This window comes from Pantoea sp. CCBC3-3-1, from assembly GCF_007981265.1.
Classification (GTDB): Bacteria; Pseudomonadota; Gammaproteobacteria; order Enterobacterales; family Enterobacteriaceae; genus Erwinia.
Genome location: NZ_CP034363.1, coordinates 2,442,594 through 2,463,861 on the forward strand (window position 1 = coordinate 2,442,594; position 21,268 = coordinate 2,463,861).

The following is a 21,268-nucleotide window of genomic DNA, read 5'->3' on the forward strand; positions in this document are numbered from 1 at the left end:
CAAAAAATCAAGGTTCGTTCCTCAGGCAGGCAGTACTATTTTTTACTGATAAAGCAGGAGGGCTAATCATGACCGTGTTACACAGCGTGGATTTTTTCCCTGGTGGTGGGCTACCCATCGCTATTGAACCCCGGGCGCCGCAGGGGGCTTTTCCAGAACACCACCATGATGATTTTCATGAAATTGTGATTGTTGAACAGGGCGCGGGTATTCACGTGTTCAACGGCGAACCCAGAACGCTGTGCGGCGGCTGCGTCTGCTTTATCCGCGACCATGACCGCCATCTGTATGAAAATACCGATCGTCTGATCCTGACCAACGTGCTCTATCGCGGACCGGAAGCGTTTCGCTTTATTACGGGCTTTCAACATTTGCTGCCGCAGGAAAATGAAGGCAATTACCCTTCTCACTGGCGCATCAGCAGTAAGGTAATGGAAAAAGCGCGACTGCTGATTGCAGGCCTGGGGAAAATGCCCCGGCCCTGTAGTCTGATCGATCAGGCCGAACAGGAAATGTGTTTTATGCAGCTGCTGGTCTTACTGCGTCGGGGCTGCAGCGAAGAACCGGGCGACGATCAGGACGGTCGGATGCGCGGCCTGCTGAACTGGCTTGCGGATCATTACAGCGAGGAAGTTGACTGGGAAGCGCTGGCCGAGCGCTTTTCGCTCTCGTTACGAACGTTGCACCGGCAGCTCAAGCATCAAACCGGCAGTACTCCGCAGCGTTATCTCAATCAGCTGCGCCTGTTGCAGGCGCGACATTTATTGCGCCACAGCGAAATGCGCATTACCGATATCGCCTATCACTGCGGATTTGGTGACAGCAATCACTTTTCCACGTTGTTTAAGCGCGAGTTTGGTCTTTCTCCGCGTACCATCAGGCAAAACGACCTGTGAGGTGAAACGTGACCCTGCCCCTTCGTCTGGCAAAAGCCGACTATTTCCCTTCCGAAATGATGCCTGTGGCGGTTGCCGAACGGACGCCGCAGCCCTCTTTTCCGGCTCATATCCATGAGTTCAACGAGCTGGTGGTCGTCTGGCGCGGCAACGGTCTGCACATGATGAACGATCGTCCATGGCTGATCACCTGCGGCGATCTGTTTTACATCGGCCCGGGCGATTGCCACAGCTACGAGTCGGTGAACGATCTGGTGCTGGATAATATTATTTATTGTCCCGAGCGTTTTCGCCTTGAACTGGACTGGTCACAATTTTTGCCGCAGGAGCCGGCATGGCGATTAACGACGCGGGGTATGGCGCTGGCTCGTGGCGTTATCCAACAGCTGGCGCAGGAAAGTCGCAAAAGCGACCTGCTCTCCAGACAGCTGACGGAAGCGCTGTTTCTGCAGCTGGTATTGATCCTGCAACGCCACCGCTATGCGGCCAACAGTGGCGGCCATCTGCCGGAAGGCGAACAGCTGGATTTGCTCATGTCTGCGATTCAGGGACAGATCGCCCATTTTGACTTAGGCGAGTTTTGCCAGCAGCATCAGCTTTCTGAGCGCGCGCTGAAGACGCTGTTCCGCCAACAAACCGGCATGATGCCGGCGCAATACCTGCGGCAGCTGCGGCTGTGTAAGGCAAAGTTTCTCCTGCGTAGCAGCGGCTGCCTGATTGGCGAAGTGGCTGCCCGCTGCGGATTTGATGACAGTAACTATTTTTCAGTGGTGTTCACACGTGAAACGGGGCTGACGCCCAGCGCGTTCCGGCAGCAGTTTGAGCACCACGCCCAGCGGAAAAATCTTCTGCTGCCGTACGAATATTAACGCGGAGCCGTTATCAGGACATCATTCCCATCCCCACGATATTGGCGGCGATAATAATGACAAAGCAGCCGCCACACAGCACGCTCACCGGACGACGCCCCACATTTCTCCACTCTTTCAGCACCAGACCGACCAGACCGCCGCACAACACGTAGAAGCTCATATGTAGCATCCAGCTGATAAAATCATACTGCGCCGGGATACGGGCGTGGCCCCAGGCGTAGAAGAAAAATTGCAGATACCACATGGTGCCACCCAGCAATGAGAGCAATACATTCGCGATCAGCAACGGCTTAGCCACGGAGAAATCCGCTTTTACCGACAGCGTGGACTTGGTGGCAAGACGAATGAAGCAGAAGCCCAGATTGACTATCGCACCCCCTCCCATAATGATCACGTAGCTGGGTAACGAAGCGTAAAGCGGATCGATGCCCATGGCGGCGGCGGCATCGTGCATTGGTTTTGCCGCATTCATCGCAAACGACATACCGGCCGAGAAGATCCCGCACATCACCGCCAGCATCAGTCCTTTTTTCAGGTTAAATTCTTCGGCGGTAATGCCCATCGCCCGCTCTTTCATCAAACCGGCCCGGGACACAATCGCTACCCCGATTAACGCAACCAGTACGCCAAGCAGCGTTAATCTGCCGCCGGTTGAGCTGAAGAGTTCGACAAAACGTCCCTGCAACAGCGGCGTCATCAGCGTTCCGACCACCAGGGTGATGCCGATGGCGATGCCGATCCCCATCGACATGCCCAAATAACGCATGGTCAGGCCGTAATTGATATTACCGATGCCCCACATAGCGCCGAACAGAAATACCGGCAGGAGCTGAGAGAGGGTAAAAGAGCTGTAAAACGCCCAAAAGTGAGGTAGCAGTACAGCGCTGACCGCCCAGGGCAACAGGATCCATGACATGATGCCGCCAACTGACCACATGGTTTCCCAGGACCAGTTACGCACCTTTTTCATTGGAGCGTAAAAACAAGCGGCGCTGGCCGCGCCAACCAGATGCCAGAGGATGCCGGAAAGGATAGTTTGACTCATTGTTATCTTCCTTCGTAGGTAGGGTTAAATCCCGGTGAGCCAGCAGTCTACGAAGGATTGATCGGGCGCGACCTTATGCTGGCTGCCCGCGCGGATACAAAAATGGCAAAATTCAGCAGCTATCGCCGACCGCGATCACAAACTGTACCAGGCACGATTCCGGCACAGACAAAAAGCGTGAATCCCCGTTAATTCCTCTCAGTCTCGCCTGCTGTAAAAACATTTCCTTAACCCTAAAGAAACATCTCTTTCTTTTTGAAGCGTGCGCACCTTAGAGCAACGCCAGTATTTGCGTAAAATAATTGTTTTTTTGCCAAAACTCTCGCAGGCGTGGCAATCCCACCAAGGCAACAAAAAATACAAACAAATACACTTTAATTTAACAACTATTTAACCTGAAAATCGCGCTTTACGGAGACCCTGCCATGAGCCTGCGCCAATATCGTCATTATATTAACGGTCAGTTTGTCGAAAACCACAGCGGACGCTGGATCGCGGTCATTAATCCCGCCACGGAAGAAACGCTCTCGCAGATCCCGCAGGGCAGCCGTGAAGATACCGACTTCGCGATCGTTGCAGCTGAAGCCGCTCAGCCAAAATGGGAAGCGTTGCCCGCCGTTGAACGTGGCAACTGGCTGCGCCGCATTGCTGCCGGCGTGCGGCGTCGTGAAGCAGAAATTAGCGCGACTATCGTTGCCGAAGGCGGCAAAACGCAGCAGCTGGCGAAAACAGAAGTCCTGTTCACCGCTGACTATCTTGAATACATGGCGGACTGGGATCGCCGTTATGAAGGCGAGATCGTGCAGAGCGATCGCGTCAACGAAACGATTCTGGTATTTAAAAAAGCCATTGGTGTTACCGCCGGTATCCTGCCCTGGAATTTCCCTTTCTTTCTTATTGCCCGTAAAGCGGCTCCGGCGCTGCTCACCGGCAATACGATAGTGCTTAAACCGAGCGAACTTACGCCGAATAATGCAATGATTTTTGCCGAAATTGTTGACGAAATCGGCTTGCCAGCGGGCGTTTTCAATATCGTCACCGGCTATGGCCCGGACGTTGGCCAGGCGCTGGCCGCTAATCCCAAAGTCGGTATGGTCAGCCTGACCGGCAGTGTGAATGCGGGCGTGGCCACGCTTGCAGCCGCTGCGAAAAATATCACTAAAGTGTCGCTGGAGCTGGGCGGAAAGGCGCCGGCCATTATCATGAAAGATGCCAATTTGGACCGGGCGATCGGTGCGGTCGTCGCATCGCGAATGATCAATACCGGGCAGGTTTGCAACTGCACCGAGCGGTTATACGTTCAGGAAGAGGTTTATGACGAGGTCATTGCCCGTCTGACTGCGGCGTTCCGGGAAGTGACCAGCGGCGATCCGGGTCAGTCGGATAAGCTGGATATGGGGCCGTTGATCTCCGCCGACGCGCTGGCACGAATGGAGCAGAAAGTTGCTGAGGCCGTGGCGCAGGGCGCTAAGGTTGTTACCGGTGGTAAACGGTCAGGCAATAAAGGCTTTTTCTTTGAACCCACGCTGTTAACCAACGTGCGTCAGGATATGGCGATTATGCAGGAGGAAACCTTTGGCCCCGTTCTGCCGGTAATGCCGTTCCGCACGCTTAACGATGCCATTGCGCTGGCAAACGACAGCGAATACGGTTTGACCTCATCCATTTTCACCGAAAATCTCAATACCGCAATGCAGGCGTTGAAGAAACTGAAGTTTGGCGAAACCTACGTCAATCGTGAGAATTTTGAAGCGATGCAGGGTTTCCACGCGGGCTGGCGAAAATCGGGGATTGGCGGTGCCGATGGCCGTCACGGGCTGGAAGAGTATCTGCAAACTCACGTAGCCTATTTACAGGCGCACGAGGATTAGGGGCGGAGCGGGAACGCAGTCGTCTGTCAGATAATTCGCTGGCAGGAGAAACACGACAGGTTCCTACCGCATGTCCTTGTGCATTAATCCCTCAACCGAACCTGACTTTTCAGCAGCGCCCAGCCGCTCACCAACGCCAGCACCATTAAATAATACCCAGGAGCGAGACTGGTTCCGGTGGCGGTGATCAGCAACGTACAGATTAGCGGCGCAAATCCGCCGAATACGGTGACGGCAACGTTATAGGTAATGGCCATGCCGCTGGCACGGGTGCTGATGGGAAACAGATCCGCCATCATGGAGGGTACCGTGGCAAAATAAACCGATTTCAGCAGCGCCATCCAGCCCACCAGCACCAGCAACCTTGCTGGTGTAGGATGATCAACCACCTGCGAGAACGCCGGATAGATAGTCAAAATCAACAGCCCCAGCGAGCCCCACATCAGCGGTCTGCGACCCGTTTTTTCCGCCAGCAGCCCCATCAGCGGCGTCACCACCGTCAGGATCACGCCCGCCAGCAGCGTGGCGCTAAAGGCCGCCGAACCGGGTAAATGCAGGCTGCGTGTGGCATAGGTCGGCACATAATTCAGCATATAGTTGATGCCGGTTGAAATGACCATCAAACCCGTCGCCAGCAGCATCAATGTTTTTTGCCGGGCAAAAAGCAGCGTAAGCGGCGAACGCACCTTTTCACGCGTCACGAAACTTTCAGGTTCATGAACGTGGCGACGGATATACAATCCTACCGGGCCAATCAGCAGGCCAAATGCAAACGGAATGCGCCATCCCCAGTCCTGAATCTGCGACTCGCTCAGCCAGTGAGTCAAGCCCAGGCCGAATGCGGAAGCCAGCAGCGTGCTGGCCCCCTGGGTAGCAAACTGCCAGCTGGCAATAAAAGCCCGTCGATGGGGAAAATGTTCCACAAGAAATGCCGTTGAGCTGCCAAACTCACCGCCCGCGGAAAAGCCCTGAATCAACCGCGCCAGCAGGATCATTACCGGCGCAATCAGGCCAATGCTGCGCCATGACGGCATCAGCACAATGATTGCACCACCCAGCGTCATTAGGGAGATGGAAAGCAGCAGCGCTTTTTTTCGTCCGACGCGATCGGCGTAAGCGCCCAGCACCACCGCGCCCAGCGGTCGGATCAGAAAAGAGACGCCAAAGCTGCCAAAGGTCAGCAGTAGCGATACGGCAGGATCCTGCGTCGGGAAAAAAGCATGGGCAATATAGCTGGCAAAGAAGCCATAAACCGCGATATCAAACCACTCCAGCGCGTTGCCAATGCAGGTCGCGAACAGGGTTTTATACAGATTGGGCGTCGCCTGCGCCGTCTCAATCCGCCGATCTATTACGGTGCTCATCGCGATGCTCCCTGCTGATAGTCATGATGGCTGGCAAGCAGCTGCCCGCCCTTCTCGCCCAAATCCCACAGCAGACGCGTCATTATTTGCAGACCTTCACGCGCAATCGATTTCAGCATATGTTCATCAACGGCATGCTGACCGCAGGCAGGATAAGAGTGCGGCACCCACAGGGTGGGCAGGCCGAGAATGTGCGCAAACACATCGTTCGGCAGCGAGCCGCCGAGATTAGGCAACAGCGCGGTTTTCTTACCGCTGGTCTGCTGCATCGCGGCCAACGCCCAGTCGACCAGCGGATCGCGTGGGTCGAGCCGGGTTGCTGGCGAACCGCGCAGCACCTCAACCTCAACCTGAGCCATGCCGTGCTTATCCAGATGCGCGCGTAGGTGCTGAGCAATATTTTCCCAGTCGGTACCGACTACAAAACGCAGCTGACAAACGGCGGTGGCGCTGCCAGGAATGGCGTTCATCGGCTGCGCCGGGTTACCCGTGAGAAACGACAGCACTTCCAGCGTGTTCCAGCCATATAAGCGTTCAGTGGGTGTTAACCCCGCCTCGCCCCAACTTTCATCAATTTGCGGACCTTCAGCGCTGCTCACTACTTCAATATCGCTCAGGATGGCGCGGACAGCGTCGCTAATTGCGGGTGGCCTGAGCGCGCTAACCTGCAATTGTCCCCGATGATTGACCAGGCAGGCGATGGCGTTAGCGAGCTGGGTGCCCGGGTTGGAGAGCAAGCCCCCCCAGTTGCCTGAATGGTAATCTCTGTCGCGCGCCTGAATGCTCAGACGAACGTTGACCGCACCGCGCGAGCCAAGAAACAGCGTCGGGCGATCGGCGCTGAGCCTTGGCCCGTCAGAGGCGATAAAAATATCGGCGCTAAGCAGCTGCTGATGGTCACGACAGATTTGTGCAAGGCCAGGCGAGCTGATCTCCTCGCCCATTTCAAACAGGAATTTGCAGTTAAAGCCTAACCGACCGCCGCGTGCGGCAAAAATCTGCTCCAGCGCGGCAATGTTAACCGAATGCTGGCCTTTATTATCGGCGCTGCCGCGGCCGTACCAGCGATCGCCCTCTTCGGTCAGTTCCCACGGGGAAAGCCCTTCGCGCCAGTTTGCATCATCGCCAAAAACCACATCGCCATGCCCATAGCACAGCAGCGTGGGCAAACTGGCGTCTTCGATTTTGGTTGCCAACAGAAATGGTCGGCGCGGCGCCTGAGGATTGGCAATAGGGGTCAGTTCAAAGCCCAGCGCCTGCATTGCCGGGCTGATCTCTTCTTGCAGATAGCGTTGCAGTTCCGCGTCGCGATCGTCTCGCTGGCTCTCGGAACGAATCGCGATGCGGCGCGCCAGCGTTTGCTGGAATTTGCCGCTGTCGAAATAGGCTGCCGCCTGTTTTACCGCCTGTTCAGCTGTCATAAATCTGCCCCGATGTGTTTGCATTGTGATTTTGTTATGCAGACCATCTAAGCTAAAATCGCGCTTTGCCACAATTATTAAAATATCAAACAAGCGTTGCTTAAAAAGCAATGCCCGGCTGCACGAAAACGCGGCATGCACTATAAAGAGGCACAGCGATGCACAGTTCGGAAATTCGCTATTTTCTGGCCGTCGCCAGTAGCGGTTCGTTAAGCGCCGCCAGCCAGCAGCTATTTGTGGCTGTGTCGGCAATCAGCCGCCAAATCCAGCGGCTGGAAGCGGAAATCGGCACGCCGTTATTCGATCGTCACGCGCGGGGAATGGTGCTGAATGATGCAGGCAGGATTTTTGAGAGCCATGTGCGTCGAAGCATGCTGGGAATGGACCAGGCCCTGGCGGAGATTAAAGGCCTGAAGGCGGTGCGACGTACGGCGCTGCGTCTGGCCTGTACCGACGGGATGGCGTTCAGCTTGTTACCCACGCTGTGCTCGCAGTTTCGCCAGCTACATCCGGCGGTCAGTTTTACGCTGACAGTCAGTAGCACCTTAGGCGTGGCAGAAATCCTGCGCCAGGGGGAATGTGACGTGGCTTTCCAGTTTAGCCTGCAACCGGAGCGAGGCGTGAACGTGGTAGGGTCCTGGCCCGCGCCGGTACTGATGGTGATGAATGAACACCATCCGCTGGCGACAAAGCCTTTTCAACTGCGCGACTTAACGGCGTTCCCCGTTGCCCTTCCCGATCAGGGCACCACCGTGCGGCAGCTTTTCGAACTCTCCTGCCAGATGAGCGGCACGTTTATCGAACCGGTGCTGACCTGCAATAACTTCAGTACGCTGTATAGCTTTTTGCTGCAAAATCCGCAGGCCATCACCCTTTGCAGCCAGTTTACCGTGCTGTATCAGGCAAAAGAACATGGCCTGCTGCTGCGCTCGCTGGGCATCGATCAGCTTACCCAGCGAACGTTGCAGGTACAGACAGTCTCTGGCCGCCAGCAATCGGCGGCGCTAAGTCTGTTTTTGACGTTTGTTGCCAAAGAGCTGGAGTTACAAAGCGCGCTTTTTTAGCTGTGAGCATGCTCAATATTTACCAGGCCGAACCCGGTTACATTTCATGATGCACGGAGAAATGTTGCTACGGACGGGTGTCATGAAATCACGCTATACGCTTTCAGAATTTTTAGATGTGGCCAGGCTGCAAACATTGCAGGACAATTTTAGCCAGTCAATGATGATTGCACTGGTGGTCGTTGATGAAACAGGCGCGCCCGTAACCTCCCCGAGCGGCTTTTCTGACTTTTGCTTAAGGGCGCGCGCGCATCCCAACCGGGCGACATACTGTTATCAGAGTGATAATGCAGGAGGCCGTGCCGCTATGCTGGCTGGTAAGCCGGTCGTGTATCGCTGCTGCTGTGGTTTCGTTGAGTTTGCCGTTCCTATCATGATTAACGGCCACTATCTTGGCGCGTTTATTGCCGGACAGGTCAACGTAGAAAAGGAGAAAGAGCAGACCATTCCTTATATTTTGCATAACCGCCCGGTTATGCCGGATAACCCGTGGCCGATCGATCGTAATCACACAACGCCGCGCATGCCTTATCAACGTCTGGAGTCTACAGCGCGCACGCTGTTACAAGTGGCTTCCTACCTTGTTGAGCAAGCCTGGACCAATACGGTGCAGCGGGAACTCCATCAGAAGGAGCGGGAACTCTCCGAGGCGCTGCACAAGCGTATCGAAATTGAACGCTCATTGCATGAAGCGGAATTTAAGGCGCTCTCCTATCAAATCAATCCGCACTTTTTATTTAATATTTTAAATACCATCAGCCGGCTGGCTTTTCTTGAAAATGCGCAGCGTACGGAAGCGATGGTACATGACTTCTCCGATATGATGCGTTATTTGCTGCGTAAAAATAACCAGCAATTCATTACGCTGGGACAGGAAATAAACTATGTAAAAAGTTATCTTTCGGTGCAGAAAGTGAGAATGGCAGATCGCTTCACGTATCAGTTTGACATAGACGAAAAATATTTTTCCGTGCTGTGCCCTTTTCTGTTCCTGCAACCGCTGATAGAAAATTTTTTTAACTATGTCGTTGAGCCTCGCGAGGTGAAAAGCTCCTTACTGATCCGCGCCATGGATAATGGTCACGATATCATTATTGACGTAACAGACAATGGCGATGGAATTTCACCTGAGGATATCGAAAATATTCTTTCGGGCAGGAAAAAACGGCAACAGGGCAGTATCGGAATAAGCAATATTCAGGAAAGAATGCGGTTATTGTTCGGACAAGACGATGCGTTGACCATTAACAGCGCGTATCGGCCGATGATGGGGACAACGGTGTCCGTGCGTTTTCATCTGCATTCACCCCCCGCTAAGGAGAGCAATGATGTACCATATCGTGATCGTGGAAGATGAGCTGATAGAGTCGGAATCGCTGCATCGTATTGTGAGCCAGAGCGTAAGCAATGCGGAGATTTATCTGGCCCGCACAGGGCGCGAAGCCATGCAGCTGATCGATCAACTCAGCCATATCAATATGATGCTGGTGGATATCAATATCCCTTTACCGAATGGCCAGCAAGTTATTGAGTATCTGCGACAGCAAGGCAAAGAAACCCGCGTTATCGTGATTACGGCTAATGATGACTTTACCCTTATACGCAGCATGTTTAACCTGAAGGTTGATGATTATTTACTCAAGCCGGTTAAGCAATGCCTGCTTAGTGAGTCGGTCAGAAATAATTTGCGCATCAGTAAAAATGAAATTGCGGCAGCGATTGCGCTGAAAGCACATATTTCCGGTTTGATAGAAAGCGGCGATTATACGCAGTGGCATAATTTTCTTTTCGGCCTGATGGAGCAAAGCGGTGACGGTGCAGCCGCTTCAGATAATGGCAAAAGCCTGGCGGAAGCGCTGGAAGTCTTGCAACAATATGTTGTTGCCGAAAATGAAAAACTGGCTGGCTGCCATGAAAAAATCGGACAGATTATTCTGCTCCTTCACCAACAGGGTTTGGCCGGACATCATTACCGTTTTATGATCGCTGCATTACTGGAAGTCAGCGCCACTATATACGATCTTTTTTTCAGACGAAATTACCGCCACCTCGATTTTATCGCCCGGGCAAAGTTTCATATTGAAAGAAATATTTCAGGAAATATGACCCTTGATAGCATCGCGGAAAAATCTTTTGTCAGTCCCTGCTACCTTAGCAGAACATTTAAAAAAAATACCGGCATTGGCTTTGCCCTTTATATTACGCGTCGTAAAATCAAACTGGCTAAGTCGCTGCTAATGCACAGCGACCTCAATGTTAACGCTATTGCCCTTGAACTGGCGTGGCAGGACGCAAATTACTTTTGCCGCATTTTCAAAAAAGAAACCGGCATGGCCCCTTCTGATTTCCGCAGAAAGAGAGCAAAAAAATCCACACTGTCGACAACATAGTTTACCGCCAGTGTGGAGTGGCCCCGTTAAAATGCGGTTTCGCCTTGCTGCTGGTTTTACAGGAAGTTGCCGAACGGCGTCCTGATGCCTGGGGCGTGTTGCCCCTTATCCGGCCGCCACGCTGTGCGGTGACGCCCGCCTCTGGCGCGGCGCTTGACCTCATAAAAAGGAGAATAGTATGTCAGGGAAAAGCCTGGGATTAATTGAAGCCGTCGGGCTGGCGGCAGCGATAAAAGCCGCCGATGCCGCGCTGAAAGCAGCCAACGTCACGCTGGCTGGCTATGAGCTCACCAAAGGCGGCGGTCTGGTGACGCTAAAAATGCAGGGAGATGTTGGCGCAGTCAATGCCGCGATTGCAGCAGGGGCGGCAGCGCTAAAGGAAGCCGACCAGCTTTATTCACACCTGATCATTGCCCACAGTGCGGAAGGTGTGGAAAGTTTTATCCAGTCTGCTGAAACGGTGTTAACCCCCGATTTGGCAGGAAAGCCCTGACGCTTCGATTTCCGCCTGCAATAGCGCCATCCTGTTTTCATCCGGCTGAGCGATATTCGCCAGTGAATAATCCCGACCCAGCAGAGCGTATTTGTTCTCACCGAAGCTGTGATAAGGCAGCAGGTGAAGGGTGTCGACACGGGACATCAGTCGGGCAAATTCGGCAATACTGCGCATCTCTTGCGGATTATCGTTAACACCAGGGATCACCGGCACGCGCACTACCGTTTGGGTAATAAAAGAAATTCGAATCAGATTTTCCAGAATACGCTGGTTACTGACACCCGTAAAAGACGCGTGTACCTGAGGATTAATCGCTTTAATATCCGTCAGGGCAAGATCCACCCAGGGAAAAACCTGCTCTATCACTTCCCGGCTGGCCATGCCCGTCGTTTCAATCGCCGTGTGCCAGCCCCGTTCTTTACAGGCTTTAAGCAACTCGCGGGCAAATACCGGCTGCGCCAGCGGCTCGCCACCAGAGAGGGTGATCCCACCGCCCGACCGCCGGAAAAGGTTTTCCTCTTTTTGCAGTTCGAGCATCACGGCCGCCACCGTCATGCGCTTCCCTTTCATTTCCAGCGCCGCGGTCGGACAGACCTGCGTACACTCACCGCACTGAATACAGCGTTCCCGATCGATAAAGAAGCGATTGCGGGTGGAAATAGCCTGCTGACTGCAAACTGCGATGCACTTTCCACACTCAATGCAGTCATTTTTTTTATAAATCACTTCCGGCTGAGGCCGCTGCGATTCCGGGTTGCTGCACCATTTACAGGCCAGCGGGCAGCCTTTAAGAAAAGGGATGGTGCGTATACCCGGCCCGTCATGCAGAGAGTAGCGTTGAATATTAAAAAGTACGCCTTCCGCGTGGTAATCGACTTTATCCATATCCTGTCCTTTTTTATGCGAGCCACTCCCTGGCCCGCTGTCCTGTTCAGAACTGCTGTTCCGTACGGCTGATGATGTCGTCCTGAACCTCTTTCGCCAGCACGACAAACTGCGCGCTGTAGCCTGCTACCCGCACGACCAGATCCTGATGCTGCTGCGGATTCTTCTGCGCCTCAATCAGGGTTTGCCGATCGATAACGTTAAACTGCACGTGCATGCCCTTTTTATCGAAATAGCTTCTGACCAGGCCGCTGAAATTGCGCAGCCCTTTCTCGCCAGCCAGCGAAGAAGGCAGGAACTTCTGGTTATAGAGCGTACCGTTTGAGGCGATAAAGTGATCGAGTTTTGCTACCGAGTTCGCCGCTGCTGTTGGGCCGAGCATATCCTTGCCCTGGCGCGGTGACACGCCATCGGCCAGCGGGGCGCCGGCCAGGCGGCCATCAGGGAGTGCGCCGACATCTTTGCCGAACAGCACGTTGGCGGAAACCGGATAGATCCCGGCCTGGAATTGCCCGCCGCGCGGATTACGGTATTTCTGCACTTCCTGGCAATAGATTAGCGCACAGCGACGGGCGACCATATCCACGTCGTCAATGTCGTTACCAAAACAGGGCGTGTTTTCCAGAATGCGGCGGATGTCGGCAAAACGCGTCATGCCAGACGTTGTGGAGGGTGACGGCTCAGAGGCGACAGCAAGCTGACGGTAGACTTCGTTTTTGATTGCCGCCGGGTCCAGTAAACCGTTTTGCTCGATAATGCGTTTAACCACCTCATAGACGGCCTGCTCATCCGGCAAAGCATCGTCAGGCGGCGCTTCGCCGGTCAAATAACCAAAATTGCTCTCCAGCGCGCTTTTCAGTTCGGCAAGGCTAACCCTGCTCTCTTCGAAAACCTGTTTTTGCAGGGCATAAACGGAATCACCGGTATCCGCTACGCCAAAGGCCTGCGGCCCGGTAAAATTGTAAATTGCTCCGCCTTCCTGCAACGATTTTCCGCGTCCGATACAGTCATCAACCAGTCCCGACAGGAATGGCAGCGGACAGCGCTCCCCGTGGGCAAGATCCACGCTGTTACAGGCTTCAACCAGCTGATGGACAAAATGCGCCATTTGCTGGCTGAAGGCGGCGTAAAAGTCATTGATGTCGCGATAAGTGGTGATTTCACCCGTGGCCGGCCCCAGCTGTTTATCGCCTGCGCGGCCGTTGTTCAGGGTGATTTCCAAAACCCTGGCGACGTTAAAGAAGGCCGCGTCATGCCAGCCTTCCGTACGGTGTGGCGCCTGAGGTTCAACACAGCCAATAATGCAGTAATCGCGCGCGTCGTGCAGCGAAACGCCCCGATTTTGCAGCGCCGGTATAATAACTTCGTCGTTATACATGGCCGGGACACCCAGCCCCAGACGCACCAGCTCACAGGCGCGGTAGAGGAAAGCATCCGGCGTCCCCTGCCAGACGCGAATAGAGAAAGAAGGCTGCGGCAAACGGACATGGGCCGTGGCTTCCATGCACATATAACTCAGCTCGTTGGTAGCGTCACGCCCCTCTTCCGTCTGCCCTCCCACGCACAGGTTCTGAAATACGGCGTAACCGGCAAACGCCTGAGCCGATACCTCGTCGCGGGTTTTATTTATATCATTGAGTTTGATCCAGCAGCAGTCGACCAGTTCCTGAGCAAACGCGTGGGTAAGGGATGTATCCGCAGCGAGATAAGGATACATATACTGGTCGAACCGTCCTGGCGAGATAGAGTGGCCGCTGGATTCAATCTGCAACATGCTTTGAATAAACCAGAAGGTCTGGCAAGCTTCCCAGAAAGTCGTGGCGCCCTGTTCCGGGACGCGAGTACAGTTTTGCGCAATCTGTTCCAGCTCGCGCTGCCGAAGCGGATCTTTCTCTTCCTGAGCCAGACGGGAAGCCTCCTGCGCATAACGATGGGCAAAGGCAATCGCGGCTTTATAGGTGATAATCAGCGCGTGGTAGAACTGCTGGCGGCGGATATAATCCGGCTGGCTGCGATCAAGCTGTTCGAGCGCGCGGGTCACTTCATTGATAATGCCCTGAAAGCCGATTTTCAACACTTTGCCGTAATCCACGCTGACGTGTCCCACGCCGCCAAAGAAATAGTTCCCCACGGTAAAAACGCCGCCGGCCATACTGTCGTGCGTACCCTGAGACATATAAGATGCCGCCAGGGCACTGGTGGTTTTACCCGGCCAGTACTGAAATGCCTCGCGCAGCGCCTGCGCGGTTTCACTGGGAATTATGAAGGGATCGGCCAGACGATGTTCCATGGTCGTAAACTCTTTTTCTACCCAGTCGTAAGAAAACTCCGGGCAGATCTGCGTCGAACGGGGATGGATCGTTACTGCACCGACGATCAGCTCGTCGGTACGAATGACGATTGGCAGCGCGTTGAAGAGTTTCTCCACGGCTTTTGCCCGGCGCATGATGGCGGGTTGATGCTCGTTTTCTTTATACGCCTGCGTAACCAGTACCGCCCGTGCGGCCTCCACGTGAGGTCGGGCCTGAATAAGCCTGTTTTTCAGTCGTATAATGCGATCGGTCGGCTCTGAAAAACCTTTCTCTAACATAATTTCACTCCCTGAATACGGTGGTTGGATCGGGTAGCTTAAGTGGCGTCATGAGCAATGACCCGCATAGCTTCTTCCACAGCCGACAGCTCGCCAAATATTGCCAGCGTGGTGACGTGCTGTGGGCAACTGCCGGTAATTTCTGTCACTACTATCTGGGCACTTTTGCTGGCCAGATCGGCATAGAAATAGAGATCGGGCACCGGCAGCATCAGCAGCCCGACCGCATCAATGCGAATCAGCCCGACGCGGGCACGAAACTCTGCCGGCATCCGGCGCTGCAACATTGCCAGCGTATCGGGCGTGGGGGCCTTAATAAGACGCGTTTTCATGGTTAACAGCCTGTCTCAGCGGATATTAAGCGCCTCCACCATCACGCAGCGGCGGCAGCGGGTAAAAGAGCGGGCCGAGGTCAGCCCTTCTCCCGTCGGCCCGGCAATGGTAAAGGTGGTATAGCCCTCGCCGCCCACGCCGATCCCGGCAAAGGAAGGGCCATTTTTGACAAAAATAGTGGTCTGGATTTGGCGAGCCATTTTGCTCAGTTTATCGATATTGGTGGAATGCATTATCGCGGTGTGCCGATGCCCCTGCTCAACCTCTACAGCAAGTTCAATAGCCTCGTCCACGTTAGCCGCCCGCACCACGGGCAGAACCGGCATCATCATTTCATGAACGACAAAAGGATGGGATTTATCCGTTTCCAGCAGGATGACCCGAACTTCTTCAGGGGTGGTAATGCCCAACTGCTGAAGGATATAACGGGCATCTTTACCGACAAAAGCCGTTGCCGGTCCGCTTCCCTGCTCGTTCATTACCAGCCTTTGGAGCTGCTGGATCTGTTTTTTATCGCTTAACAACCAGGCGCCGCTTTTTTTCATGCAGTGAATAAGGTAGTCGGCAACCTGACTGACCACGATGACTTCTTTTTCGGCTATGCAGGGCAGATTATTATCGAAGCTACAGCCATTCACGATATCGCGGGCGGCCTTTTCTATATCCGCCGTTTCATCAACCACCACCGGCGGATTTCCGGCACCCGCCCCAATCGCTTTTTTGCCGGAGGCCATCACCGTTTTGACAATCGCCGGCCCGCCAGTGGCAACCAGCATGTTGATGCGGGGATCGGCAATCAGCGCAGTGGTGTTGTCGAGGGAGGGTTGTGACACCGTCACTACCAGATTTTCAGGCGCTCCCAGCGCCGCCAGCTTTTGGTTTATCAACGCAATAGCGTGCAGTGAAACATTACGCGATCGGGGATGCGGGCTGAACACGATGCTGTTGCCCGCCGACAGCATGCTGATGCTGTTATTAATGATCGTTTCCGTTGGGTTGGTGGTTGGCGTTATTGAGGCAATGACGCCCCAGGCGGAAAATTCCATCAGCGTCAGACCTCTGTCGCCGCTCTGCGCACGGGTGCAGAGATCTTCAGTGCCTGGCGTTTGCAGCGCTGCCACGCGGTTTTTAATCACCTTGTCAGCGCAATTGCCCATTCCCGTCTCTTCTACCGCCATCCGGGAAAGGGTGTTTAATACCTCTTCCTGCGAAAAGAGTTCACGAAGCCCGCGGATAAAAGCGTTACGATCCTGCATTGAACAGTGGTGAAACTGCACCTTCGCCCGTGCCGCTGCGCTAATCGCTTCCTCTACTGAGTCAAAGATACCGTCACAAACCGACAGGCCTTGCGTATATTTGCTAAGGACCTGCGAGACGGCCCGGGTAATTTCATCATCATTCATCTTCAAGCTTCCTTACCTGGCATCCCGATGTCCATTGAAATCAGATGTAGGGTGTGGTGGTGAATTTGATCGGTGTCGGATCCAGCGCGGCAAGCAGCTGTAAACCTGTCTCACGTGCGGCTATTACCGCCTGGCGAACCGCACCGGAATCCCCGGAGAAGGTGAAAATCACTTCATTACTGAAGCTGGTGCCTTTTGCCGGACTGGCATAACTGACCGCCTCGATAACGGCAGCTTTTGCCGCCGCATCGGCAATCACTACGCCAATCGCCGCAGGCGAAGCACAGGTCATACCAAACGCCTTTCCTGGTGGGGCGCCAAACGCCTTGTAGAGTGCATGGCTGGCGCGGGCGGTGTACTGAAACTCCAGATGTCCCGCAGGCGTACCATAAACATCTCCCATCGTGCGGGCGATTTCGCTGAGCGTGACTTCAACGGCACGGCGCACATCCGATACGTCTTCTGCACCAAAAATAATCATGCAGCCGTGGCCGCCGCCGCCTTCGGTATCCCGCGCCAGTTCAATCGCCACGATTTCGCTGTTGGTGGCTTTTACCGCTTCGTCGGCGGCAAAAATATGCGGGCCAGCGCCGGTTCGCCCGCCAATAATGCCCAGCGAACGGTATTTGCCGTCGATATGCATCACGTCATGCAGTTGGTTGTCGACATTCGCAATGACCAGACCAATCGTATGGCCCAGCGCCGTCCCGACAAACTCCGTTAATCCACATCCCTGCGTGTTGGTCCGTTTCTCAACTGACCGTTCTGCCGTCTCTTTGTTAATGACGTCAGAGATTATCTGCTGAATGCGTTCCTCATCGCGCATAGCCACCCTCCCCGGGCCTGATTAGCTGACGGCCTTAGGCAGGATTTTTTCCACTTCAATATGCGGTCGTGGAATGACATGTACCGACACCAGCTCGCCCACTTTACCCGCTGCGGCGGAACCCGCATCCGTCGCCGCTTTTACCGCACCGACATCGCCCCGTACCATGACCGTTACCAGCCCGGAACCGATTTTTTCATAGCCCACCAGCATCACATTCGCCGATTTGACCATGGTATCGGCGGCTTCAATCGCCGACACCAGCCCTTTTGTTTCAACCATACCTAATGCTTCCTGTTGCATAATAACCTCGCTAATGAAAGGAACAGAGGTTAAGGAACTTCATCCTTAACGGTTTAAAAGTGGTTCGCTGGCAATAAAGTTGCCTGCCTGCCGCCAGCTATCGCCGCGGCATCTTCAGCAATCATCTTTTCTTCGTTGGTCGGGATCACGGCGATAACCGGGCTGCCCGGCGCTGATATCACGCCGCTCTGCCCACCCCGAATAGCCAGATTTTTTTGCTCATCCAGACGCAGGCCAAACACCGCCAGCCGCCTGACCGTCAACTCGCGTACCAGCACGGAGTTCTCGCCAATGCCGCCGGTAAAAATGAGCGCGTCCAGCCGATCCAACGCGGCCAGATGTCCGCCTAAATGACGGGCCAGCCGGTGTACCATCACCTCAATCGCCAGCCTGGCGCGGGGAACGCCCTTTTCGCAGGCGGCCTGGAGCGTACGGCAATCGCTGGAGAGCCCCGACAGTCCGAGCAAACCGCATTGCGTGTTGGCAAGGTGGCAAAGCGATTCAATGGACTGCCCGGTGCATTTCGCCAGCCAGGCTGCCGCACCCAGATCCAGATCGCCGCAGCGCGTCCCCATGACCAGTCCCTCCAGCGGCGTCATCCCCATCGAGGTATCGACGCTGCGCCCATTTTTCACCGCGCAGACCGATGAACCGTTGCCAAGATGCGCAATAAGGATGCCGTGATGAGCAGGATCGAGTTGCAGATAAGCCACCGCTTCTGCTGCTATATAGCGATGCGAGGTGCCGTGAAAGCCATAGCGTCGGATCTGATAGCGTTGCTGAAATTCCAGCGGAATGGCATAGGTGTAAGCTTCCGGCGGCATTGTCTGGTGAAAAGCGGTGTCAAATACCGCAACCTGCGGCAGTTCAGGCAGCAGCGCGAGGGCCGCTTCAATGCCGATCAGATTTGCCGGATTATGCAAAGGGGCCAGCGGCGACACGCGGCGGATTTTATCGACGGTTTCCGGCGTCAGTAATACCGAATGCGTAAACTCGCTGCCGCCATGCGCGACTCTGTGCCCAATTGCGCAGAGCGAACCCAGCATATTCAGCCGGGTCAGCTGCGAAAACAGCAGGCTCAGCGCACACCGGTGGCTCGGCTCGTCAAGAACAAGCGTGGTTTTTTCGCCCTGGGCCTCGACGAAGCTCATACTCGCTTCCTGCTGCCCCAACCGTTCTGCTAACCCGGAGAAGACGGGCATCTTTTCCTGCAACGGCAGCACTGAAAATTTCAGCGAGGACGAGCCGCAATTAATGACTAAAACCCGTGAAGCTGAAGAGGCCATACTCCGATCTCCCCTGGCCAGAAAACTAAGCCGAAACCAGCGGGTAACGACTGTCGCTAAAGCGGAGAATCGCCGCACGGGCAATGGCGATATCCTGTTCAGCTGTTCCGCCGCTAACGCCAATACCGCCCAGTAATTGCCCCTGTGACCAGCACGGCAGTCCGCCTCCCAGCCAGCATATCCCTGGGTCAGCTGCCAGCGCGTGCAGCCCCATTGCGGGCTGAACCTGTCTGCCGAGCTCGTGCGTCGCCATTTTCAGCGCTACCGCCGTCCAGGCTTTCTGCGGAGCCAGTCGGTGGCTAATCAGCAACGCCTCTTCCATGCTAAAGAAATAGCGCTGATGACCGTGGGCATCCACCAGACTGAAGACTACCGGCACCTGCCGGGCCTCGGCCTCCTCACGTACGGCGTGGGCCAGCCATGCCGCGTCATCGAGATTCAGACCGGTTTTTGGCCGGGCTGTATGGCTGGCGATAGCAGTATCAATGCAAACTTCAAGCCTGGGCGTCTCAGAACCCTTATAATCGATCATCTTTATTCCTCATCCTGCTTCCCTTGTGTTGACGCATCATGCATTTTTAATGAATCCACGATGCCAACCACTGCCGCATCAATCACCGAATGGTCTGTCGCGTTGCTCATCCTGGCGGAAGTGCCGGTGGTGACGATAACGACTTCGCCATTTCCGGCACCCACGCAGTCCACTGCAACCTGGGCATACCCCGTAGGAAGATAGTGTTCATTCAGCCGCGCAACGACCAGCAACTTAGCCCCGTTGAGTGAGGCGTGCTTACTGGTGGAGACCAGTGCGCCGGTAACTTTTGCCAGATACATCGTTTCCCCTTAACGTCCCTGAATAACGCTGATATTCCACCGTCGAAGCTCGTCCCGGGCAGCCGGGGTAATTAACGTGTTCCGATCGAGATACAGGCTTTGCCCTGGTGTCATAAGCCGCACGTCCCGCAGTGCGATCAGGCGATCTTTTCTTTCCACGGGCTGGCTTCCCTTAACAACCACACCATACTGTTGCAGGGTGGCAATATGCCGGGCGATCAAGGCCCGGAGCGCGGAAGGAAGCCATGTTGCAGTGCATTCCGGGCCGAGCGTGGCGATCACCTTTTTCTGCCTGCCGAGCGCATAAAAAACCCACTCGCAGGCCACGTTGTCTCGCAGGCCCGACGCGATTTTCATCAGGCTGTTCAGCGACAGCGACGGCAAAAAAAGCAAAATAAAATCAGCGGGCTGTGACTGGATGCGGGGGTTTTCAAAACGTGCCGCGCCTCCCCGCTTAAGGTTCCACAGCTGACAGCCTGCTTTTACAGCGGACTGACTGGCGCTATGTGAGAAGGAAATTCGCAGCTGATAGCCTGCACGGTGCAGCGCTTCAAGGCACTTCAGGCTGCCTGACAGGCTCTCGATTTCGCCGCCGGTCATCACGATTTGCAGGCGTCCGGGCTGTGCCTGCCTGTGCGCGCTGAGGACCTGGCTGATTATCGCGTCCAGACGGTGCGCAAACGTCTGCGGCCTGCTCTCTTTCCGCGCCTCAGCCATGTCAGCACGCCTGCTGCCAGCGGTGAACGATATCGCCGTTATGCAGCCCAAAACCGTTCGCTTCTTCCCGATCTATATGCAGTTCCAGTACCGCATCCTCACTGACACGCACCCGCACATGTCGCATAATGCCGCCGCGTGGACCGGCCGCTTCAATGTCGATCTCCATGCCGTCAGATAATTTATGCTGTGCGGCTTGCTGCGGTGAAATATGCAGATGCCGCCAGGCAACAATGGTCCCGCGCTTTGCCTGCACTCGCCCGCGAGGGCCAAGGATCTCAATGCCTGCGGACTCCTGAAGTTCACCGGACATCCGCACCGGCGCTTTCACGCCCAGCACAAAGCTGTCGGCAATGGAAATTTCAATTTGGGTGGTGGTGCGCAGCGGCCCCAGCACCCGTACGCCGGCGATATCGCCTTTAGGGCCATGTAGCGTAACGGTCTGATCGGCGGCAAATTGTCCGGGCTGCTTCACTGCTTTCATCCGCGTTAACGTTGCGCCATAGCCAAACAGCGTTTCCATATCCGCCAGGCTGAGATGCAGATGATGATTGGAAATCCCTACCGGAATAGCCAGCCTTGTGGGCTGAATTCCCGCTGTTGCAGACAGCTCCTGCATAATTTGTCGGGTAAGCGTTAAGGCCTGCGGGCAATGGTTCATTCTTTTCTGTC

The 21,268-nt window shown here is 54.9% G+C and carries 21 protein-coding genes; 7 read left to right on the plus strand and 14 right to left on the minus strand.

The window, feature by feature from the left end; genetic code table 11:
• Positions 1 to 68 precede the first annotated feature (68 nt).
• Together rhaS and rhaR are read left to right on the plus strand one after the other, a co-directional pair.
• Positions 69 to 896: an HTH-type transcriptional activator RhaS gene (gene rhaS / locus EHV07_RS11385; RefSeq protein ID WP_147197984.1), complete on the plus strand. Its 828-nt coding sequence runs from the start codon at positions 69 to 71 to the stop codon at positions 894 to 896.
• 8 nt (positions 897 to 904) lie between these two features.
• On the plus strand, positions 905 to 1,765 hold the full coding sequence (gene rhaR / locus EHV07_RS11390; protein WP_371419674.1) for an HTH-type transcriptional activator RhaR: 861 nt from the start codon (positions 905 to 907) through the stop codon (positions 1,763 to 1,765).
• A 13-nt stretch (positions 1,766 to 1,778) separates the two neighbouring features.
• Here the strand turns inward: rhaR and rhaT are convergent, their stop codons facing one another.
• The gene (rhaT, locus tag EHV07_RS11395; protein ID WP_147197986.1) at positions 1,779 to 2,813 is read right to left on the minus strand and encodes an L-rhamnose/proton symporter RhaT; all 1,035 of its coding nucleotides are present in this window, start codon (positions 2,811 to 2,813) and stop codon (positions 1,779 to 1,781) included.
• A 425-nt stretch (positions 2,814 to 3,238) separates the two neighbouring features.
• Between rhaT and aldA the strand changes: the two genes are divergently transcribed.
• On the plus strand, positions 3,239 to 4,684 hold the full coding sequence (gene aldA, locus EHV07_RS11400) for an aldehyde dehydrogenase (RefSeq protein ID WP_147197988.1): 1,446 nt from the start codon (positions 3,239 to 3,241) through the stop codon (positions 4,682 to 4,684).
• Between the two features lie 83 nt (positions 4,685 to 4,767).
• Here aldA and EHV07_RS11405 read toward each other — a convergent pair whose 3' ends face one another.
• Both EHV07_RS11405 and EHV07_RS11410 read right to left on the minus strand, forming a co-directional pair.
• Positions 4,768 to 6,048 carry an MFS transporter gene (locus EHV07_RS11405; RefSeq protein WP_147197990.1) on the minus strand — a complete coding sequence of 427 codons (1,281 nt, stop codon included), beginning with the start codon at positions 6,046 to 6,048 and terminating at the stop codon, positions 4,768 to 4,770.
• Complete coding sequence (locus tag EHV07_RS11410) at positions 6,045 to 7,469, minus strand: M20 family metallopeptidase (RefSeq protein WP_147197992.1); 1,425 nt, start codon at positions 7,467 to 7,469, stop codon at positions 6,045 to 6,047. The genes EHV07_RS11405 and EHV07_RS11410 overlap by 4 nt, the downstream gene beginning before the upstream one ends.
• A 158-nt stretch (positions 7,470 to 7,627) precedes the next feature.
• On the opposite strand from EHV07_RS11410, the gene EHV07_RS11415 reads away from it, so the two are divergent.
• The 4 genes from EHV07_RS11415 (at position 7,628) to EHV07_RS25085 (ending at position 11,416) form a co-directional block, all read left to right on the plus strand.
• Positions 7,628 to 8,533 carry a LysR substrate-binding domain-containing protein gene (locus tag EHV07_RS11415; RefSeq protein WP_147197994.1) on the plus strand — a complete coding sequence of 302 codons (906 nt, stop codon included), beginning with the start codon at positions 7,628 to 7,630 and terminating at the stop codon, positions 8,531 to 8,533.
• An 82-nt stretch (positions 8,534 to 8,615) separates the two neighbouring features.
• On the plus strand, positions 8,616 to 9,890 hold the full coding sequence (locus EHV07_RS11420; protein ID WP_147197996.1) for a PocR ligand-binding domain-containing protein: 1,275 nt from the start codon (positions 8,616 to 8,618) through the stop codon (positions 9,888 to 9,890).
• Positions 9,862 to 10,923, plus strand: coding sequence for a helix-turn-helix domain-containing protein (locus EHV07_RS11425; protein WP_147200605.1), 1,062 nt, complete (start codon positions 9,862 to 9,864; stop codon positions 10,921 to 10,923). The genes EHV07_RS11420 and EHV07_RS11425 overlap by 29 nt, the downstream gene beginning before the upstream one ends.
• 178 nt (positions 10,924 to 11,101) lie before the next feature.
• Complete coding sequence (locus tag EHV07_RS25085; RefSeq protein ID WP_147197998.1) at positions 11,102 to 11,416, plus strand: BMC domain-containing protein; 315 nt, start codon at positions 11,102 to 11,104, stop codon at positions 11,414 to 11,416.
• On the opposite strand, the gene EHV07_RS11435 is transcribed toward EHV07_RS25085, so the two are convergent.
• The 11 genes from EHV07_RS11435 to pduL are packed head-to-tail and all read right to left on the minus strand — an operon-like array spanning position 11,387 to position 21,257.
• On the minus strand, positions 11,387 to 12,304 hold the full coding sequence (locus EHV07_RS11435; protein WP_147198000.1) for a glycyl-radical enzyme activating protein: 918 nt from the start codon (positions 12,302 to 12,304) through the stop codon (positions 11,387 to 11,389). The two genes, EHV07_RS25085 and EHV07_RS11435, sit on opposite strands and share 30 nt — an antisense overlap.
• A 46-nt stretch (positions 12,305 to 12,350) precedes the next feature.
• On the minus strand, positions 12,351 to 14,894 hold the full coding sequence (gene grpM / locus EHV07_RS11440) for a glycyl radical diol dehydratase GrpM (RefSeq protein WP_147198003.1): 2,544 nt from the start codon (positions 14,892 to 14,894) through the stop codon (positions 12,351 to 12,353).
• A gap of 38 nt (positions 14,895 to 14,932) precedes the next feature.
• On the minus strand, positions 14,933 to 15,226 hold the full coding sequence (locus EHV07_RS11445; protein ID WP_147198005.1) for a BMC domain-containing protein: 294 nt from the start codon (positions 15,224 to 15,226) through the stop codon (positions 14,933 to 14,935).
• Between the two features lie 15 nt (positions 15,227 to 15,241).
• Positions 15,242 to 16,630 (minus strand): aldehyde dehydrogenase family protein, encoded by a 1,389-nt coding sequence (locus EHV07_RS11450; protein ID WP_147198007.1) that lies wholly within the window; start codon positions 16,628 to 16,630, stop codon positions 15,242 to 15,244.
• 40 nt (positions 16,631 to 16,670) lie between these two features.
• Positions 16,671 to 17,456 carry a propanediol utilization microcompartment protein PduB gene (pduB, locus tag EHV07_RS11455; RefSeq protein WP_147198009.1) on the minus strand — a complete coding sequence of 262 codons (786 nt, stop codon included), beginning with the start codon at positions 17,454 to 17,456 and terminating at the stop codon, positions 16,671 to 16,673.
• A gap of 21 nt (positions 17,457 to 17,477) precedes the next feature.
• On the minus strand, positions 17,478 to 17,759 hold the full coding sequence (gene grpH / locus EHV07_RS11460; RefSeq protein ID WP_005969382.1) for a propanediol utilization system shell hexameric protein GrpH: 282 nt from the start codon (positions 17,757 to 17,759) through the stop codon (positions 17,478 to 17,480).
• Positions 17,760 to 17,812: 53 nt separating this feature from the next.
• Positions 17,813 to 19,045 (minus strand): propionate kinase, encoded by a 1,233-nt coding sequence (gene tdcD / locus EHV07_RS11465; protein WP_147198011.1) that lies wholly within the window; start codon positions 19,043 to 19,045, stop codon positions 17,813 to 17,815.
• A 25-nt stretch (positions 19,046 to 19,070) separates the two neighbouring features.
• On the minus strand, positions 19,071 to 19,577 hold the full coding sequence (locus EHV07_RS11470; protein WP_147198013.1) for a heme-binding protein: 507 nt from the start codon (positions 19,575 to 19,577) through the stop codon (positions 19,071 to 19,073).
• 2 nt (positions 19,578 to 19,579) lie between these two features.
• On the minus strand, positions 19,580 to 19,879 hold the full coding sequence (locus EHV07_RS11475) for a EutN/CcmL family microcompartment protein (RefSeq protein WP_147198015.1): 300 nt from the start codon (positions 19,877 to 19,879) through the stop codon (positions 19,580 to 19,582).
• A gap of 9 nt (positions 19,880 to 19,888) precedes the next feature.
• Entirely contained in the window at positions 19,889 to 20,596 is a 708-nt protein-coding gene (locus tag EHV07_RS11480; protein WP_147198017.1) for a hypothetical protein, read from the minus strand.
• A gap of 1 nt (position 20,597) precedes the next feature.
• Positions 20,598 to 21,257 carry a phosphate propanoyltransferase gene (gene pduL, locus EHV07_RS11485; protein ID WP_147198019.1) on the minus strand — a complete coding sequence of 220 codons (660 nt, stop codon included), beginning with the start codon at positions 21,255 to 21,257 and terminating at the stop codon, positions 20,598 to 20,600.
• Positions 21,258 to 21,268 lie beyond the last annotated feature (11 nt).

Bases quoted from the DNA above. Each gene is read 5' to 3' on its own strand.
- rhaS (WP_147197984.1), top strand. From the start codon at position 69: ATGACCGTGTTACACAGCGTGGATTTTTTCCCTGGTGGTGGGCTACCC.
- rhaT (WP_147197986.1), bottom strand. From the start codon at position 2,813: ATGAGTCAAACTATCCTTTCCGGCATCCTCTGGCATCTGGTTGGCGCG.
- aldA (WP_147197988.1), top strand. From the start codon at position 3,239: ATGAGCCTGCGCCAATATCGTCATTATATTAACGGTCAGTTTGTCGAA.
- EHV07_RS11405 (WP_147197990.1), bottom strand. From the start codon at position 6,048: ATGAGCACCGTAATAGATCGGCGGATTGAGACGGCGCAGGCGACGCCC.
- EHV07_RS11410 (WP_147197992.1), bottom strand. From the start codon at position 7,469: ATGACAGCTGAACAGGCGGTAAAACAGGCGGCAGCCTATTTCGACAGC.
- EHV07_RS11415 (WP_147197994.1), top strand. From the start codon at position 7,628: ATGCACAGTTCGGAAATTCGCTATTTTCTGGCCGTCGCCAGTAGCGGT.
- EHV07_RS11420 (WP_147197996.1), top strand. From the start codon at position 8,616: ATGAAATCACGCTATACGCTTTCAGAATTTTTAGATGTGGCCAGGCTG.
- EHV07_RS11425 (WP_147200605.1), top strand. From the start codon at position 9,862: ATGTACCATATCGTGATCGTGGAAGATGAGCTGATAGAGTCGGAATCG.
- EHV07_RS25085 (WP_147197998.1), top strand. From the start codon at position 11,102: ATGTCAGGGAAAAGCCTGGGATTAATTGAAGCCGTCGGGCTGGCGGCA.
- EHV07_RS11435 (WP_147198000.1), bottom strand. From the start codon at position 12,304: ATGGATAAAGTCGATTACCACGCGGAAGGCGTACTTTTTAATATTCAA.
- grpM (WP_147198003.1), bottom strand. From the start codon at position 14,894: ATGTTAGAGAAAGGTTTTTCAGAGCCGACCGATCGCATTATACGACTG.
- EHV07_RS11445 (WP_147198005.1), bottom strand. From the start codon at position 15,226: ATGAAAACGCGTCTTATTAAGGCCCCCACGCCCGATACGCTGGCAATG.
- EHV07_RS11450 (WP_147198007.1), bottom strand. From the start codon at position 16,630: ATGAATGATGATGAAATTACCCGGGCCGTCTCGCAGGTCCTTAGCAAA.
- pduB (WP_147198009.1), bottom strand. From the start codon at position 17,456: ATGCGCGATGAGGAACGCATTCAGCAGATAATCTCTGACGTCATTAAC.
- grpH (WP_005969382.1), bottom strand. From the start codon at position 17,759: ATGCAACAGGAAGCATTAGGTATGGTTGAAACAAAAGGGCTGGTGTCG.
- tdcD (WP_147198011.1), bottom strand. From the start codon at position 19,045: ATGGCCTCTTCAGCTTCACGGGTTTTAGTCATTAATTGCGGCTCGTCC.
- EHV07_RS11470 (WP_147198013.1), bottom strand. From the start codon at position 19,577: ATGATCGATTATAAGGGTTCTGAGACGCCCAGGCTTGAAGTTTGCATT.
- EHV07_RS11475 (WP_147198015.1), bottom strand. From the start codon at position 19,879: ATGTATCTGGCAAAAGTTACCGGCGCACTGGTCTCCACCAGTAAGCAC.
- EHV07_RS11480 (WP_147198017.1), bottom strand. From the start codon at position 20,596: ATGGCTGAGGCGCGGAAAGAGAGCAGGCCGCAGACGTTTGCGCACCGT.
- pduL (WP_147198019.1), bottom strand. From the start codon at position 21,257: ATGAACCATTGCCCGCAGGCCTTAACGCTTACCCGACAAATTATGCAG.